The sequence below is a fragment of the Cellulomonas alba genome, from assembly GCF_030362835.1.
Classification (GTDB): Bacteria; Actinomycetota; Actinomycetes; order Actinomycetales; family Cellulomonadaceae; genus Cellulomonas; species Cellulomonas alba.
On sequence record NZ_JAUCGQ010000001.1, the window covers coordinates 1,173,139 to 1,189,444 of the forward strand.

The 16,306-nt window shown below is 72.2% G+C and carries 9 protein-coding genes; 2 read left to right on the forward strand and 7 right to left on the reverse strand.

What is annotated here, in order from left to right:
- Window positions 1–311: 311 nt before the first annotated feature.
- The 7 genes from QRT04_RS05300 to QRT04_RS05330 all read right to left on the reverse strand — a co-directional run bounded on the left by QRT04_RS05300 (window position 312) and on the right by QRT04_RS05330 (window position 13,306).
- Window positions 312–4,178 (reverse strand): DNA-directed RNA polymerase subunit beta', encoded by a 3,867-nt coding sequence (locus tag QRT04_RS05300; RefSeq protein ID WP_289454062.1) that lies wholly within the window; start codon window positions 4,176–4,178, stop codon window positions 312–314.
- Window positions 4,179–4,296: 118 nt separating this feature from the next.
- Window positions 4,297–7,803 (reverse strand): DNA-directed RNA polymerase subunit beta, encoded by a 3,507-nt coding sequence (rpoB, locus tag QRT04_RS05305; protein WP_289454063.1) that lies wholly within the window; start codon window positions 7,801–7,803, stop codon window positions 4,297–4,299.
- A 439-nt stretch (window positions 7,804–8,242) separates the two neighbouring features.
- Window positions 8,243–8,635 carry a 50S ribosomal protein L7/L12 gene (rplL, locus tag QRT04_RS05310; protein ID WP_124342754.1) on the reverse strand — a complete coding sequence of 131 codons (393 nt, stop codon included), beginning with the start codon at window positions 8,633–8,635 and terminating at the stop codon, window positions 8,243–8,245.
- 86 nt (window positions 8,636–8,721) lie between these two features.
- The gene (gene rplJ, locus QRT04_RS05315; RefSeq protein ID WP_289454066.1) at window positions 8,722–9,252 is read right to left on the reverse strand and encodes a 50S ribosomal protein L10; all 531 of its coding nucleotides are present in this window, start codon (window positions 9,250–9,252) and stop codon (window positions 8,722–8,724) included.
- Between the two features lie 317 nt (window positions 9,253–9,569).
- Entirely contained in the window at window positions 9,570–12,167 is a 2,598-nt protein-coding gene (locus tag QRT04_RS05320) for a CHAT domain-containing protein (protein WP_289454068.1), read from the reverse strand.
- A 6-nt stretch (window positions 12,168–12,173) separates the two neighbouring features.
- Window positions 12,174–12,680: a peptidase associated/transthyretin-like domain-containing protein gene (locus QRT04_RS05325; protein ID WP_289454070.1), complete on the reverse strand. Its 507-nt coding sequence runs from the start codon at window positions 12,678–12,680 to the stop codon at window positions 12,174–12,176.
- The gene (locus QRT04_RS05330; protein WP_289454072.1) at window positions 12,677–13,306 is read right to left on the reverse strand and encodes an RNA polymerase sigma factor; all 630 of its coding nucleotides are present in this window, start codon (window positions 13,304–13,306) and stop codon (window positions 12,677–12,679) included. Before QRT04_RS05330 ends, QRT04_RS05325 begins: the two co-directional genes overlap by 4 nt.
- A gap of 231 nt (window positions 13,307–13,537) precedes the next feature.
- Here QRT04_RS05330 and QRT04_RS05335 point away from each other — a divergent pair, with 231 nt between their 5' ends.
- Both QRT04_RS05335 and QRT04_RS05340 read left to right on the forward strand, forming a co-directional pair.
- The gene (locus QRT04_RS05335; protein WP_289454074.1) at window positions 13,538–15,421 is read left to right on the forward strand and encodes a chymotrypsin family serine protease; all 1,884 of its coding nucleotides are present in this window, start codon (window positions 13,538–13,540) and stop codon (window positions 15,419–15,421) included.
- A gap of 25 nt (window positions 15,422–15,446) precedes the next feature.
- Window positions 15,447–16,304: a phosphotransferase family protein gene (locus QRT04_RS05340; RefSeq protein WP_289454076.1), complete on the forward strand. Its 858-nt coding sequence runs from the start codon at window positions 15,447–15,449 to the stop codon at window positions 16,302–16,304.
- Window positions 16,305–16,306: the final 2 nt, after the last annotated feature.

Consider the following 16,306-nt stretch of genomic DNA (forward strand, 5'->3'; position numbering starts at 1 on the left):
TCGACCCCCGCGCCCGGGCGTGTCGCCCGGGTCCCCGCGCGACGAGATCCGCTGAACGATCGGATCGTGTGGCGCGGCGGTCCCGGAGACCGTCCTGTACCGCTGCCCGCCGACCTGGTTCAGGCCGGCGGATCGCGAGCACGCGCAAGGGCCCGACAGAGCGGGCACGGCCTCCAAGGCTACCGGGCGGTCCGCACCCGGTCAAAGCCGCAGGCGCGGGCTCCCCCCAGGGCGAACAGCACCACCCCGGGAGACGCGGGAGGGCCCGCCGGTCCGGAGACCGGCGGGCCCTCCGCGAGAGAGGTCCGACCTCAGCGGTAGTCGCCGAAGTCGATGTCCTCGAGCGGGATCGCCTCGCCCGAGCCGAGGCCCAGGGCGGGGAAGTCGATCTCGTCGTAGCCGAAGGTCGGGTACAGCTCGGCCTTGGCCTCCTCGGTCGGCTCGACCTCGATGTTCCGGTAGCGGGCCAGGCCCGTGCCGGCGGGGATGAGCTTGCCGAGGATGACGTTCTCCTTGAGGCCGAGCAGCGGGTCGGACCGACCCGACATCGCGGCCTCGGTGAGCACGCGGGTCGTCTCCTGGAACGACGCCGCCGACAGCCACGAGTCCGTGGCCAGCGACGCCTTGGTGATGCCCATCAGCTCGGGACGACCCGACGCCGGGGTGCCACCCTCCGCGACAGCGCCGCGGTTGGCGTCCTCGAAGCGACCGCGCTCGGCGAGCTCGCCGGGCAGCAGGTCGGTCGATCCGGAGTCGAGCACCGTCACGCGACGGAGCATCTGGCGGACGATGACCTCGATGTGCTTGTCGTGGATGTCCACGCCCTGCGAGCGGTAGACCTCCTGCACCTCGTCGACCAGGTGCTTCTGCGTGGCACGGGGGCCCAGGATGCGCAGCACCTTCTTCGGGTCGACGGCGCCCTGGACGAGCTGCGTGCCGACCGCGACGTGGTCGCCGTCTCCGACGAGCAGGCGCGAGCGCTTGGTGATCGGGTAGGCGATCTCCTCCGAGCCGTCGTCCGGCGTGAGGACGATGCGACGCGAACGGTCGCCCTCCTCGATCGCCACGCGACCCGAGAACTCCGCGATCGGCGCCTCACCCTTGGGGGTACGGGCCTCGAACAGCTCCTGGACACGCGGCAGACCCTGCGTGATGTCGTCGGCCGACGCCACACCACCGGTGTGGAAGGTACGCATCGTCAGCTGCGTGCCGGGCTCACCGATCGACTGGGCCGCGATGATGCCGACGGCCTCGCCGATGTCGACGAGCTTGCCGGTCGCGAGCGAACGGCCGTAGCACTTGGCGCACGTGCCGACGCGCGACTCGCAGGTGAGGACCGAACGGACCTTGAGCGAGTCGACGCCCGCCTCGATCAGCCGGTCGAGCAGCACGTCGCCGACGTCGTCACCGGCGTGGCCGATGACCTCGCCGTCGACCTCGACATCGGTCGCCAGCGTGCGCGAGTAGACGCTCGTGGAGACCTTGTCGTGCTGGCGCAGCGTGCCGTCCGAGCCCTTGATGCCGATCGGCAGCGTGAGGCCGCGCTCGGTGCCGCAGTCCTCCTCGCGGACGATGACGTCCTGCGAGACGTCCACCAGACGACGCGTCAGGTAGCCCGAGTCGGCGGTCCGCAGAGCGGTGTCCGCCAGACCCTTGCGGGCGCCGTGCGTCGCGATGAAGTACTCGAGGACGGACAGGCCCTCGCGGTAGTTCGCCTTGATCGGGCGCGGGATGATCTCGCCCTTCGGGTTGGCGACCAGACCACGCATGCCCGCGATCTGGCGGACCTGCATCCAGTTACCACGCGCACCCGAGCCGACCATGCGGAACACCGTGTTGCGGGCCGGGAAGTTGGCGCGCATGACCTCGGCGACCTTCTCCGTGGCCTGCGTCCAGATGTCGATGAGCTCCTGGCGACGCTCGTCGTCGGTGATGAGGCCCTTGTCGTACTGGCCCTGCACCTTGGCGGCCTTCGCCTCGTGCTCCTCGAGGATCTGCTTCTTCTCGCTCGGGGTCGCGACGTCCGAGATGGAGATCGTGACGCCCGAACGCGTGGCCCAGCGGAAACCCGCCTCCTTGAGCGCGTCGAGGGACGCCGCGACGGCGACCTTCGGGTAGCGCTCGGCGAGGTCGTTGACGATGACCGACAGCCGCTTCTTGTCGACGACGCCGTTCTCGTACGGGTAGTCGACGGGCAACAGCTCGTTGAAGAGCGCACGGCCCAGCGTCGTCGGGAACGCCTTGCCGGGCTCCCAGCCCTCGGGCGCGCCCGCGGCCGGCAGCACGAACTCGTCGTCCATGCGGATCGCGACCTCGGCGTTCAGGTCCAGTGTGCCCTTGTCGAACGCGAGGATCGCCTCGGACACCGAGCTGAACGCACGACCGGCGCCCTCGGCGTCCGGACGGTCGCTCGTCAGGTGGAACAGACCGATGATCATGTCCTGCGAAGGCATGGTCACCGGGCGGCCGTCCGACGGCTTGAGGATGTTGTTGCTCGACAGCATGAGGATGCGGGCCTCGGCCTGCGCCTCCGCCGAGAGCGGCAGGTGGACGGCCATCTGGTCACCGTCGAAGTCCGCGTTGAACGCGGCGCAGACGAGCGGGTGCAGGTGGATCGCCTTGCCCTCGACGAGCTGGGGCTCGAACGCCTGGATGCCGAGACGGTGCAGCGTGGGCGCACGGTTCAGCAGCACCGGGTGCTCGGTGATGACCTCCTCGAGCACGTCCCACACGACCGGGCGCGCGCGCTCGACCATGCGCTTGGCCGACTTGATGTTCTGCGCGTGGTTGAGGTCCACGAGCCGCTTCATCACGAACGGCTTGAAGAGCTCGAGCGCCATCTGCTTGGGCAGACCGCACTGGTGCAGCTTGAGCTGCGGGCCGACGACGATCACCGAACGGCCCGAGTAGTCGACGCGCTTGCCGAGCAGGTTCTGGCGGAAACGCCCCTGCTTGCCCTTGAGCATGTCGGAGATCGACTTGAGCGGGCGGTTGCCCGGGCCCGTCACCGGACGGCCGCGGCGGCCGTTGTCGAACAGCGAGTCGACGGCCTCCTGGAGCATCCGCTTCTCGTTGTTGACGATGATCTCCGGCGCGCCCAGGTCCAGGAGCCGCTTGAGGCGGTTGTTCCGGTTGATGACGCGGCGGTACAGGTCGTTGAGGTCCGACGTGGCGAAACGGCCACCGTCGAGCTGGACCATCGGGCGCAGGTCCGGCGGGATGACCGGGACCGCGTCGAGGACCATGCCCGTCGGCGAGTTGTTCGTCGTGAGGAACGCGTTGACGACCTTCAGACGCTTGAGGGCGCGCGTCTTGCGCTGGCCCTTGCCCGTCTTGATGATCTCGCGCAGCGACTCCGACTCGGCGTCGAGGTCGAACGCCTCGAGGCGCTTCTGGATCGCCGCGGCGCCCATCGAGCCCTCGAAGTAGTTGCCGTAGCGGTCCTGCAGCTGGCGGTAGAGCAGCTCGTCGCCCTCGAGGTCCGCGACCTTGAGGTTCTTGAACCGGTCCCACACCTGGTCGAGGCGGTCGAGGTCGGCGTCCGCGCGCTTGCGCAGCTGCGCCATCTCGCGCTCGGCCGAGTCGCGGACCTTGCGGCGCGCGTCGGCCTTGGCACCCTCGGCCTCGAGCTCGGCCAGGTCGGCCTCGAGCTTCTGGGCGCGGTTGTTGATGTCGTTGTCGCGGCGGTCCGAGATCTCCTTGCGCTCCAGGTCGATCTCGTTCTGGAGGTTCGGGAGGTCCTCGTGGCGGCCCTCCTCGTCGACCCACGTGATCATGTAGGCCGCGAAGTAGATGACCTTCTCGAGGTCCTTGGGCGCGAGGTCGAGCAGGTAGCCGAGGCGCGACGGCACACCCTTGAAGAACCAGATGTGCGTGACGGGCGCGGCCAGCTCGATGTGGCCCATGCGCTCACGGCGGACCTTCGAGCGCGTCACCTCGACGCCGCAGCGCTCGCAGATGATGCCCTTGAAGCGCACGCGCTTGTACTTGCCGCAGTAGCACTCCCAGTCCCGGGTGGGACCGAAGATCTTCTCGCAGAAGAGACCGTCCTTCTCCGGCTTCAGGGTCCGGTAGTTGATGGTCTCGGGCTTCTTCACCTCACCGTGCGACCAGGCACGGATGTCGTCGGCCGTGGCCAGGCCGATACGCAGCTCGTCGAAGACGTTGACGTCGAGCAAGGGGTCCTACTTCCTTCGCTTGCCGGGTCCGGTGCGGACGTCCGGCGGACGGAAATCGTGCAAGGGGGTGCGGGCGCCCGACGCCGGCCCTGTGCGGTACCGGCGCCGGGGCTCGGCGTCAGATCTCTTCGATGCTGCTGGCGTTCGGGCGCCGCGACAGGTCGATGCCCAGCTCCTCCGCCGCGCGGTAGACCTCGTCGTCGTTGTCCTTCATGTCGATGGACACGCCGTCCGACGAGAGCACCTCGACGTTCAGGCAGAGCGACTGCATCTCCTTGAGCAGAACCTTGAACGACTCCGGGATGCCCGAGTCGGGGATGTTCTCGCCCTTGACGATCGCCTCGTACACCTTGACGCGGCCGGGCACGTCGTCGGACTTGATGGTGAGGAGCTCCTGCAGCGTGTAGGCAGCGCCGTACGCCTCGAGGGCCCATACCTCCATCTCGCCGAAACGCTGGCCACCGAACTGCGCCTTACCACCCAGCGGCTGCTGCGTGATCATCGAGTACGGACCGGTCGAGCGCGCGTGGATCTTGTCGTCGACCAGGTGGTGCAGCTTCAGGATGTACATGTAGCCGACGGCCACCGGGTCCGGGAACGGCTCGCCGGAGCGGCCGTCGAACAGCCGCGCCTTGCCGTCGGAACCGACCATGCGGTCGCCGTCGCGGTTCGGCAGAGTCGACCCGAGCAGGCCCGTCAGGGTCTCCTCCGGCACGCCGTCGAACACCGGCGTCGCGACCGGGTTGCCGGCTGCGGAGGACGCGGCGACGGCCGGGACGCCGTCGCGCCAGGCGACGTCACCCTCGGCCAGCGAGATGTCCCAGCCCTGCTTCGCGACCCAGCCGAGGTGCGTCTCGAGCACCTGGCCGACGTTCATACGGCCGGGGACGCCGAGCGGGTTGAGCACGACGTCGACCGCCGTGCCGTCCTCCAGGAACGGCATGTCCTCGACCGGGAGGATCTTGGAGATGACGCCCTTGTTGCCGTGACGACCGGCGAGCTTGTCGCCGTCCGTGATCTTGCGGCGCTGCGCGATGTACACGCGGACCAGCTCGTTGACGCCCGCCGGCAGCTCGTCGCCGTCGTCGCGGCTGAACGTGCGCACCTCGATGACCGTGCCGGACTCGCCGTGGGGCACCTTGAGCGACGTGTCACGGACCTCGCGCGCCTTCTCGCCGAAGATCGCGCGGAGCAGGCGCTCCTCGGGGGTCAGCTCGGTCTCGCCCTTCGGGGTGACCTTGCCGACGAGGATGTCGCCCGCCGCGACCTCGGCACCGATGCGGATGATGCCGCGCTCGTCCAGGTCCGCGAGGACCTCCTCGGAGACGTTCGGGATGTCCCGCGTGATCTCCTCGGGGCCGAGCTTGGTGTCGCGCGCGTCGACCTCGTGCTCCTCGATGTGGATCGAGGAGAGGACGTCGTCCTGCACGAGGCGCTGCGACAGGATGATCGCGTCCTCGTAGTTGTGGCCCTCCCACGACATGAACGCGACGAGCAGGTTACGGCCGAGCGCGAGCTCGCCCTCGTCCGTCGCCGGGCCGTCGGCGAGCACCGAGCCGACCTCGACGCGGGCGCCCTGCTCGACCAGCACGCGCTGGTTGTAGCTCGTGCCCTGGTTCGAGCGGCGGAACTTCTGCACGCGGTACGTCGACGTGGTCGCATCGTCGTTGGCGACGACGATCAGGTCCGCCGACACCTCGGTGACGACACCCGGCTTCGTCGCGACGATGACGTCGCCCGCGTCGACCGCCGCGCGACGCTCCATGCCGGTGCCGACGAGCGGCGCCTCGGAGCGGACCAGCGGCACGGCCTGGCGCTGCATGTTCGCGCCCATGAGGGCACGGTTCGCGTCGTCGTGCTCGAGGAACGGGATGAGGGCCGTCGCGACCGACACCATCTGGCGCGGCGAGACGTCCATGTAGTCCACCACCTCGCCGGGGACGTACTCGATCTCGCCGCCCTTGACGCGGACGAGGACGCGGTCCTCGGCGAACTTGCCGGTCGACGTCAGCGGCGCGTTGGCCTGCGCGATGACGTGGCGGTCCTCGTCGTCGGCCGTGAGGTAGTGGACCTCGTCCGACACCTTGCCGTTGTTGACCTTGCGGTACGGCGTCTCGACGAAGCCGAACGGGTTGATCCGCCCGTACGACGCGAGCGAGCCGATGAGGCCGATGTTCGGGCCCTCGGGGGTCTCGATCGGGCACATGCGGCCGTAGTGCGAGGTGTGGACGTCACGGACCTCCATGCCGGCGCGGTCGCGCGACAGACCACCCGGGCCGAGGGCCGACAGACGACGCTTGTGCGTCAGGCCCGCGAGCGGGTTGTTCTGGTCCATGAACTGCGACAGCTGGCTCGTCCCGAAGAACTCCTTGATGGAGGCCACGACGGGGCGGATGTTGATGAGCGTCTGCGGCGTGATGGCCTCGACGTCCTGCGTCGTCATGCGCTCGCGCACGACGCGCTCCATGCGCGACAGACCGGTGCGGACCTGGTTCTGGATGAGCTCGCCGACCGCGCGGATGCGGCGGTTGCCGAAGTGGTCGATGTCGTCGGTCTCGACGCGGACGTCGATCGCCTCGCCGGCACGCGAGCCCGGCAGCGTGACGACGTCGGTGTGCAGCGCGGCGAGGTACTTGATCGTCGCGACGACGTCCGAGAGCGACAGGACCGAGTCCGCGAGCGGCGCGTCCTGGCCGAGCTTCTTGTTCAGCTTGTAGCGGCCGACCTTCGCGAGGTCGTAGCGCTTCGGGTTGAAGTAGAAGTTCTCGATGAGCGCGCGGCCGGCCTCGACCGTCGGCGGCTCGCCGGGACGGATCTTGCGGTAGAGGTCGAGGAGCGCCTCGTCCTGCGTCTGGACGTGGTCCTTCTCGAGCGTGTCGATGACGGCCGGGTAGGCGGCGAACTCCTCGCGGATCTCGCCCTCGGTCATGCCGAGCGCCTTGAGCAGGACGGTCGCGTTCTGCTTGCGCTTGCGGTCCACGCGGACACCGACGTTGTCGCGCTTGTCGATCTCGAACTCGAGCCAGGCGCCGCGGCTCGGGATGACCTTGGCCGTGAGGATGTCCTTGTCGGACGTCTTGTCGGCGATGCGCTCGAAGTAGACCCCGGGGCTGCGGACGAGCTGGCTGACGACGACGCGCTCGGTGCCGTTGATGATGAACGTGCCGCGCTCCGTCATGAGCGGGAAGTCGCCCATGAACACCGTCTGGCTCTTGATCTCGCCCGTCGTGTAGTTCACGAACTCCGCCGTGACGAACAGCGGCGCGGCGTAGGTGAAGTCCTTCTCCTTGCACTCGTCCGCCGTGTACTTCGGCGGCTCGAAGCGATGCTCACGGAAGGACAGGGACATGGAGCCGCCGAAGTCCTCGATCGGGGAGATCTCCTCGAAGATCTCCTCGAGGCCCGCGGTCTCCGGGACGTCCGTCCGGCCGTTCTCGAGGGCGGCGGCCACGCGGGCCTGCCAGCGCTCGTTGCCGAGCAGCCAGTCGAAGCTCTCGGTCTGCAGACCGAGCAGGTCGGGGACCTCGAGCGGCTCGTGGATCTTGGCGAAGGAGATGCGGCGGGATGCGGTGCGGTTCGCGATGGCGTCGGCGGACGGAGCAGAAGGGGTGCGCGAGGCAGCCAAGAGGGGTCCTTCCCTGCGGATCGAGTGCACGCTGCGCATGGCTCGGCGATGCGCAACCCCCCGGCCGCGGAGCAGCACTCGTCGCGCACGTACGACGAGGACCGACTCGGGTTATACGGGATCGCGGGCACAAGCCAGCGCAAAGCGCTAGCATACTCGACCGGGACGACGAAGTCCACCCAGCCAGGGCACCCCGATGCACGCCAGGCGACACTGCCCGGAACTCGGGGACCTGCTCGAACGGGCCTTCGCCCGCACGGCGACGACGCTGTCGCCGGCGCCATGGTGACACACGGCACGCCCGTGGGGAAACCGTCCGTCCCCCGACGGGCGTACGCCTCGGGCCGCCCTCCCGGCGACGGCACGGCGAAGGGCCGCACCCCGCGGGGATGCGGCCCTTCGTCCGTGCAGGTCCCGGCGCGTCAGCGCCGGGCGGGGCTCACTTGAGCGTGACCGTCGCGCCGGCGCCCTCGAGCTGCGCCTTCGCCTTCTCGGCCGCCTCCTTGTTGACGCCCTCCAGGACCGCCTTCGGCGCCTCGTCGACGAGGTCCTTGGCCTCCTTGAGGCCGAGCGACGTGAGCGCGCGCACCTCCTTGATGACCTGGATCTTCTTGTCGCCGGCGGCCTCGAGGACGACGTCGAACGAGTCCTTCTCCTCCTCGGCCTCGGCCTCGGCGCCCGCGCCACCCGCGGCGGGGGCGGCGGCGACCGCGACGGGCGCGGCGGCGGTGACCTCGAAGACCTCCTCGAAGGCCTTCACGAACTCGGAGAGCTCGATGAGGGTGAGGCCCTTGAACTGCTCGATGAGCTCGTCGGTGCTGAGCTTCGCCATGATCGGCGTTCCTTTCGTCTGGTGCCCGGTCGGCCCGGTGGCCGCCGAAGCAGATGTGGGGGTGTGCGCGACGCGTGACCAGGAGGTCAGGCGGCCACGCCTTCCGACTCCTGCTTCTGACGCAGGGCATCGATGACACGGGCGGCCTGGGCGGTGTTCGCGGTGAAGACGTAGGCAGCCTGGTAGAGCTTGGCCTTCATCGCGCCGGCCGCCTTGGCCAGGAGCACCTCGCGGGACTCGAGGTCCGCGAGCTTGGTGACCTCCGCGGCGGTCAGGGCGCGTCCGTCGAGGACACCGCCCTTGATGACCAGCGCGGGGTTCGCCTTGGCGAAGTCACGCAGACCCTTCGCGGCCTCGACCGGGTCGCCGGTGACGAAGGCGATCGCCGACGGGCCCGCAAGCGCGTCGTCGAGGCCCGTCAGTCCGGCGTCCTTGGCCGCGATCGCGGTCAGCGTGTTCTTCACCACGGCGTAGGTTGCGTTGCCGCCGAGCGCCTTGCGCAGCGTCTTGAGCTGCGCGACGGTGAGCCCGCGGTACTCGGTCAGCACGGCCGCGTTCGACGCACGGAACTTGTCCGTGAGCTCCGCGACGGCGGCTGCCTTGTCCGGCCTCGCCATGGCAATCCTTCCGGTGGTGGTGCCACCGGTCTCCCCCACCAACGACAAGAGCCCCGCGCAGGCGCGGGGCTCGTCAGGCGCGGTCCGACGTGCGGACCTGCTGGGAACTCTCACCTGCGCTGGCCTCCGCGTGCTGCGGGACTTCGGCGGGTCCGGCGTCCGGGGGACGTCCAGACCAGCGACCGGCGGTCTTGGGCGCCTCAACGGTACGTGATGCACCCGGCAGCGACCAAATCCGGTCGGGGTCGTGCGGGCCTGCGGCCGGTCCGACCTGGCCTCCGCGTCGGTGCGCGCGGGTCCGAGCGGGTGGGCGGGTGCTAGAGCGGCGCGCCGAGCGTGACCAGCGGGACGCGCTCGCCCGACTCCTCGGCACGCTCCGCCGTCGCCGTCGCGAGCGCCTCGGCCACCGGGGTCCCGGCCCGCAGCAGCGCGTGGGTGCGGGTCATCACCTGGCGGGCGGTCTCGTCGGGCAGCGGCGCAGCGGCCGCCACCACGCAGCCGACGCCGGTGCGCAGCAGCACGCTCGCGAAGCCGAGCGCCTCGCCGCCGGCGCGGATGCTCGCGCGGCCGATCTCGCAGCTCGAGAGCAGCACGAGCTCCGGGACGTCGCCGCCCGTGTCCAGCTCGTGCGCGAACAGCGGCCCGTCCGCGAGACGCACCGAGGAGAACAGCGGGTTGTCCGGCTCGTGCCGGCCGTGCGCCGCGAGGTGCACGACGCCCGGGGACGACAGCGCCTGCGTGACGCGCTCGACCGTCGCGTCGCCGCCCACCATGGCGCGCGCGCCCGGCCAGAGCGCGGCCACGCCGCGCACCTCGTCCTCCGCGTGCTTCAGACCCGGACCCGCGGCCGCGACGACCTCGGCGGGCGCCCGCGAGGCGGTGCCCGCGTGCTCGAGCCAGTGCTGCACCGACGGCGCCACGACGGTCGGCCTCCCGACGCGCGGCGTGAGCATCGCCCACGGCAGCGCCGCGAGCCAGCCCGACGCGACCACGACGAGCTCGCCGGACGGCGCCACGACGTCACGCAACCGGCCCTCGAGGCCGTCCAGCCCCCGCGCCAACGAGCGCAGCGCGGCGTCCCGCAGCGGGGCGGGCACGAGCGGGTTCGCCGTCACCTCGAGGTCCGCGTGCGTCCGGCGCACGAGCTCGACGACCTCGTCGACCGCGCCCAGGCCGACCAGACGGCTGCCCCGCTCGTCGACCACCACCGCGAGGAGCCGACCCTGGTGCTCGAGGACGTCGACGAGCGTCGTCTGCGGGCGACGCGCCAGCGCGGTGCGCAGCTCGTCGACGTCGCTCGTGCGGTCACCGCTCGCCCGGCCCTTCTCGTGCCAGGACCGCGCCAGGATGGCGTGCTTCAGTCGCTGCTCGTCGCGCTGCGCGCGCAGCCGGTCGCGCGCCGTCGCGGCGGGGGTGTCGCGATGCTTCTCGACGAGGCTGCGCAGGTCGGTGAGCAGCTGCGCCGACTCGGGGTCGCTGGGCGGGTTGACGCGCGGCGTGCCGCCGATCACCGACCGCGCGCGCTCGGCGGCGTCGAGCACCGCGCCCGAGCGCCCCGTCGCGAGCGCGATGTCGACGTCGAGGTCGGCGAGCGCGACGCCGTGGACCGCGCCGGCCGTGCGCAGGTCGAGCGAGCCGAACCGCGAGCGGTGCAGGGCGAGGTCGCGCTGGCCGGCCCGGACGTGCCGCGCCGCGCGTGACCGCTGGTGGGCCGCGAGGGCGAGCATCGCGCGGATGCGTCGGCCGTAGAGCCGCAGCCCGATCGGGTCCCCCGCGCGCACCGGCCCGAGCGCCTCGAGGACCGCGGCCGGGTCGGCGAGCCGGCCCTGCGCGAGCTGCGCCTCGAGCCGCACGTAGCCGGCCGCGAGCGCCCAGGACTCGCGGCCGCCGGCCCGCGCACCGGCCTCGACGCGCGCCGCGCGCCGCGCGAGCGCGGCCCACTCGCGGTCGCGCGGCGCCGAGCCTGCCATCGCGAGCGCGCGAGCCTCCGCCTGCAGCGCGAGCTGCTCGGCACGGAGCACCCACGCGTCGTCGCCGCGCCGCTTGAACCGCGCCCGCGCCGCGGCGACGAGCGGCAGCGCCGCAGCCGGCTCGCCGCGCAGCAGCGCGCACTCGGCGCGGCCCAGCTCGCACTCCGCGACGTCGCGCGGCAGGTGCTGCGCCGCGAACACCTCGGCCGCCTCGGCGAACGTCTGGTCCGCGACGCCGATCAGGCCCGCCTCGAGCAGCACGCGCGCGCGGTCGAGGATCTGCGTCGGCCACGCGGGGCCCGGCAGGCTCCCCGCGGCGGCCTCCATGCGCTCGAGCGCCTCGGGGAGGCGGCCCGCCACGAAGTTCCAGTAGCCGAGGTTGTGGTTGGCCTTGAACACGAGCCGAGCGAAGCCCGCGGCGCGCGCGCGGCGCGCGCATTCGAGCGAGTCGCTGCGCGCACGCGGCAGGTCGCGCAGGTCCGCGTGGAGCACGCCGCGGTTGAGCAGCGCGCGGCACGCGTCGATCGGCTCGGCGTCGTCGATGAGCCGCACCGCGTCGTCGAGGCGCGCGAGCGCCTCGTCGCTGCGCCCGGCCCGGACCGCGAGGAACCCGCGCAGGCCCGCGACCGCCGGCGCGAGGCCCGGCCAGCCCGTCTCCGCGTCGGCGGCACCTGCGGCGAGCATCGCGTCGAGCCGGTCGAGCGACGCCTCCGGCCCGGTACGCGTCTCGGCCTCGCTGCGCGCGAGCTCGATGAGCGCACGGCCGCGCAGCCGCACCACGTCAGGTGACTCGTCGAGCTGGTCGAGCACCTGCAGCACGGGTCGCAGCCGGCGCCTCGCCTGCTGCGACCTGCCCTCGGCGTTGTCGTCCTCCGCGCGCTGGACCTGGTCGATCAGCGCGCCAAGAGCGGGCGGCCCCGCCGCCGGGCCGCCCGTCTGCGTCATCGGCGGCTACAGCTCGATCTGCGGCGTGACGATGGGCACCGTCGGGTCCGACGGCCGGCGCAGCACGAGCCGTGCCGGTCCGCGCTCGACGTCCGCGAACGAGAACCGGCCGTCCGCGTCCGACTGCGTCGTCGTGACGTCGCCGCCCTGGTGCAGCTCGACGGAGATCTCACCCGCCGGCGCGGCCCAGCCGTCGACCCGCACGCGACCGCCCTCGGGGTGGACCGAGATCATGACGGTCAGCACGTCGGTCGTGAACGTGATGGTGCCGGCCTCGATGCTCGTCTCGTCGGCGCGGACCGCGAGCGCGGGCTCCCCGACGAGGTGCAGCTCGGCGATCTCGGCGTGCAGGGCCTCCATGGTGAGCGCGAGCCCGATCCGGTCGACGAGGCCGGGCGGCACGGGGTCGGTCGCCTCGACCAGCGCGGCGAGGCGCCCCAGGATCGCGCGGTCCTCGGCGTCGATGCCGCCGGCCGCCACGAGAGCGAGCTCGCGGTCCTCGGCGGCGGTCACGAGAGGCTCCAGGCGGGGTCCGCGGCGAGCGCGACGCGGAGCTTGGCGAGGCAGCGGCCGCGGGTCGGGCCGATGCTCCCGACGGGCATGCCGAGCGCCCGCGAGACGACCGCGTAGTCCGGGCGGTCGACCATCGCGACGAGGCCCAGCAGGCGGCGGCACCGGTCGGAGAGCTCGCCCACGTGACCCCAGAGCACGCGGTCCCGCTCGTCACGCACCGCGACGGCGTCGGGCAGGTCGTCGGCGGGGGTCGTCAGCCAGTCGGTGGCGTGCTCGTCCGAGTCCTGCCGTACCTGCTCGTCGCGCGAGCGGCGGACGGCGCGCCACGCTGCGCGCTTCGCCGTCACGAGCATCCACTGGAGAGTGGCCCGGGGGTCGCGGATCGACTCGATGTCGCGGACCAGCGTGAGCCACACGTTCTGCACGATGTCCTGCGCCAGCTCGGAGTCGGCGCCCTGCGCCCGCACCGTGTGCCAGAGCAGAGGCGTCATGACCTGCACGAGCGCGGCGAGCGGACCGCGATCGCCGTCGCGGTACGCGAGGACGGCCCGCGCTGCCTGGTCGGCGAGGCCCTCCCCCTGGTCGCGGAGCGCGGTGTCCACCGGCTCCACGAGATCGTCACTCATCATGGACCCCTCACAGGCCTGTCTCGGAGGAAGGCCGTCCCCAACCCTAGGGCGGCCCAGACAACCCGGACAAGGAACACCTCGGCCAGGTCTAGTCCCTAGGAGCCGCAGCACCCGCGCGCAGATACACCTCCGCACGCCGGATTCAGATTCACCCGCTCGGACGTATCAGGGCGTGCTGGGATCTCTCTTGGACACGCAAACCGGACGCTCGACGAGGAGACACGCGCCATGGCCGACAGCAACTCCCCGCAAGACGGCGGCATCAGCCGCGACCGCATCCGCGAGACGAAGCGCGGTATCGAGGACTCGCTCCTCGCGCGGCCGGGGGTCGTAGGCGTCGACATCGGCGAGAAGTGGTCGGACGGATCGCCGACCGGGCGGCAGTCCATCGTCGTGCACGTGCAGCGCAAGGGCGACCACGTGCCGGCGCACGAGCGCATCCCCGAGAGCATCGACGGCGTGCCGACGGACGTCGTCGAGCACCGGGTGCGCCTCCTGGTGGCCCAGGCCGACGCTGGCGACGCCACCTCGACCGAGCCCGCCGGCGCCGGCCGTTACCGCCCGCTCGCCGGCGGCACGAGCTTCGGCCCGGCGTCACCGGTGACGGTGCCCGTGGACGGGCAGGCGCAGCTCCGAAGCGTCAACGGCACGCTCGGCCTCCTCGTCACCGACCTGCTCTCGGGCCGCACGCTGGGGCTGACGAACTGGCACGTCGCGGCCGGCGACGGCCTCGAGGACCCCGGCAGCACGTGGGTCCAGCCCGCCCTGGCCGACGGTGGCAACGCGTCGCGCGACCGCGTCGGGGCTCTCGTGCGCGGTGCGCTGACTGATCGGATGGACGCGGCCGTCGTGGCGCTCGCACCCGGGACGCCGTGGCTGCCGGGCATCGTCGAGATCGGCCTCGTCACGGGCGCGGCCGCGGCGCAGGAGGGCACGGAGGTTCGCAAGCGCGGACGCACCACCGGCCTCACGCACGGCAAGGTGGTCTCCACCGACTTCAGCACGTCGGTCGACTTCGGGCCGGGCACGGGGTGGCGGACGCTGCGCGACCAGGTTCGCGTCGAGCCGCTGGACGGCGACGGCCCCTTCTCGTCCGAGGGCGACTCGGGTTCGGCGGTCGTCGACGAGCAGGGACGCGTGGTCGCCCTGCTCTGGGCCGGCGAGGACGACGGCAGCTACTCGGTCGCGAGCCCGATCGCCGGCGTGCTCGACGCGCTCGGCGTGACCGTCGCGACGTCGGCCTCCGCCGCGGCGCTCGCCGCGCGACGCGGACGGCGCAGCTCGGCCGGCACGGGGAGGCAGGCGTCCGCGTCGGCCGCTCGGACGGGCGGCCGCCGACGTGCGGCCGGGGCGCGCGACGGGCGGGGCGGACGAGCCGCGGCTGCCGGGCGGCGGCAGGCGCCGCAGGCGGGGCACGGCCACGCGGGCCGTTCCGGTGCGGAGGCGCAGCCGTTCACGGAGCCCTTCACCGAGCCGTTCACCGAGCCGTTCACCGAGCCCTTCACGGAGCCCTTCACGGAGCCGTTCACCGAGGCGCTCACGACCAACCCGTTCACCGAGCCGTTGCCGTTCACCGAACCCTTCACGGAGCCGTTCACCGAACCGTTCACGGAGCCCTTCACCGAACCGTTCACCGAGGCGCTCGGAGCCAACCCGTTCACCGAACCCTTCACGGAGCCCTTCACCGAACCCTTCACGGAACCCTTCACCGGGCCCTTCACGGAGGCGCTCGGAGCCAACCCGTTCACGGAACCCTTCACGGAACCCTTCACCGAACCGTTCACCGAACCGTTCACGGAGCCCTTCACCGAACCGTTCACCGAGCCGTTCACCGAGGCGCTCAGAGCCAACCCCTTCACTGAGCCGTTCACCGAGCCCTTCACGGAACCGTTCACCGAACCCTTCACCGAGCCGTTCACCGAGCCCTTCACCGAGGCGCTCCACCAGTCGCGCCACGCGTCGGGCGCCGCCGGTCGCGGGAGCGCGGCCGCGCGCGCATGGGCCGCGGGCTTCGCCGCGGCGCGTCGTCAGGCGCAGGCCCAGGCCCTGCGCCGCGCGTACTGGGCGGGCTACCTGGCGGCGCGCCGGCGCTACGGGTCCGGCGGGCGCTGAGCCGGGCGGAAGGACGAGGGTCGTCATGTCGGTCGAGATCGAGTCGGGCGGGGTCGTCGCACGCGGTGCGTCGACCACCGGCCGGCACGCGGCTGCGGCGCTGACGCTCGTCCCCGATCTCGCGGCCCCGCCTGCCGCGCCGCCCCGGCACGTCGCGCCCGCGACGGACGGGGGCCACGAGCTGGTTCGCGAGCTCGAGGCGGCCGTCGACCGCCTGCACGACGAGGGCCCGACGCCTGGTGCACGCGCCGATCTCGACGGCCTGCTCGGCGCGTGGGCCGACGCCCTGATGCGCGTCCACCGCTCGCGGCTCACGGCACTGACGCCCGTCGCGCCCTTGCCGTGGGTGCTCGTCGAGCCGCTGCCCGGCTGGCTCGAGTACCTTCCCGCGGACGCGGGCCCGGCGTGGGCGGTGCGGGCGCATCCTGGCGTGCGCCGGGCGGTCGAGCTCACGCGCTCGACGTGGTCGGCGGCGCAGTGGGTCCACGGCGACCCGACGGGCGACGAGGTCGTCGTCGTGGAGACGAGCCACGGCCCGCGCGCCGAGCTGAGCGCGGCGGCCGGTCGCGGCGACCCGCGCTGGGACGTCGCGGCGGCGCTCGACTGGCTGGCAGTCGCGCTCGGACCGGCGCTCGACCCTGCGTGGCGCATCGACCCCGGCGCCCGGTTCCTGGCCGCCTACCGCGACCTCGGCGGCGACGCGACGCCGAGCCGTGCGATGGCGGTGGCCCGCACCCTGCTGACGGCCGTCGAGTGGAGCGCGCAGCTCGCGGTGGCGCAGGAGCCGGACGACGACGAGCGGGCGTGGCTGGCCGGTCTGTGGACGCGACCCCTCGAGCTGATCGGGGCGGTGCGCCCGCTGTCGTCCGCCCGCTCGCGCTGACG

What these genes read in the sequence shown, in the direction of transcription:
- rplL (WP_124342754.1), bottom strand. Translation starts at nt 8,635, where the DNA reads ATGGCGAAGCTCAGCACCGACGAGCTCATCGAGCAGTTCAAGGGCCTC.
- rplJ (WP_289454066.1), bottom strand. Translation starts at nt 9,252, where the DNA reads ATGGCGAGGCCGGACAAGGCAGCCGCCGTCGCGGAGCTCACGGACAAG.
- QRT04_RS05320 (WP_289454068.1), bottom strand. Translation starts at nt 12,167, where the DNA reads ATGACGCAGACGGGCGGCCCGGCGGCGGGGCCGCCCGCTCTTGGCGCG.
- QRT04_RS05330 (WP_289454072.1), bottom strand. Translation starts at nt 13,306, where the DNA reads ATGAGTGACGATCTCGTGGAGCCGGTGGACACCGCGCTCCGCGACCAG.
- QRT04_RS05335 (WP_289454074.1), top strand. Translation starts at nt 13,538, where the DNA reads ATGGCCGACAGCAACTCCCCGCAAGACGGCGGCATCAGCCGCGACCGC.
- QRT04_RS05340 (WP_289454076.1), top strand. Translation starts at nt 15,447, where the DNA reads ATGTCGGTCGAGATCGAGTCGGGCGGGGTCGTCGCACGCGGTGCGTCG.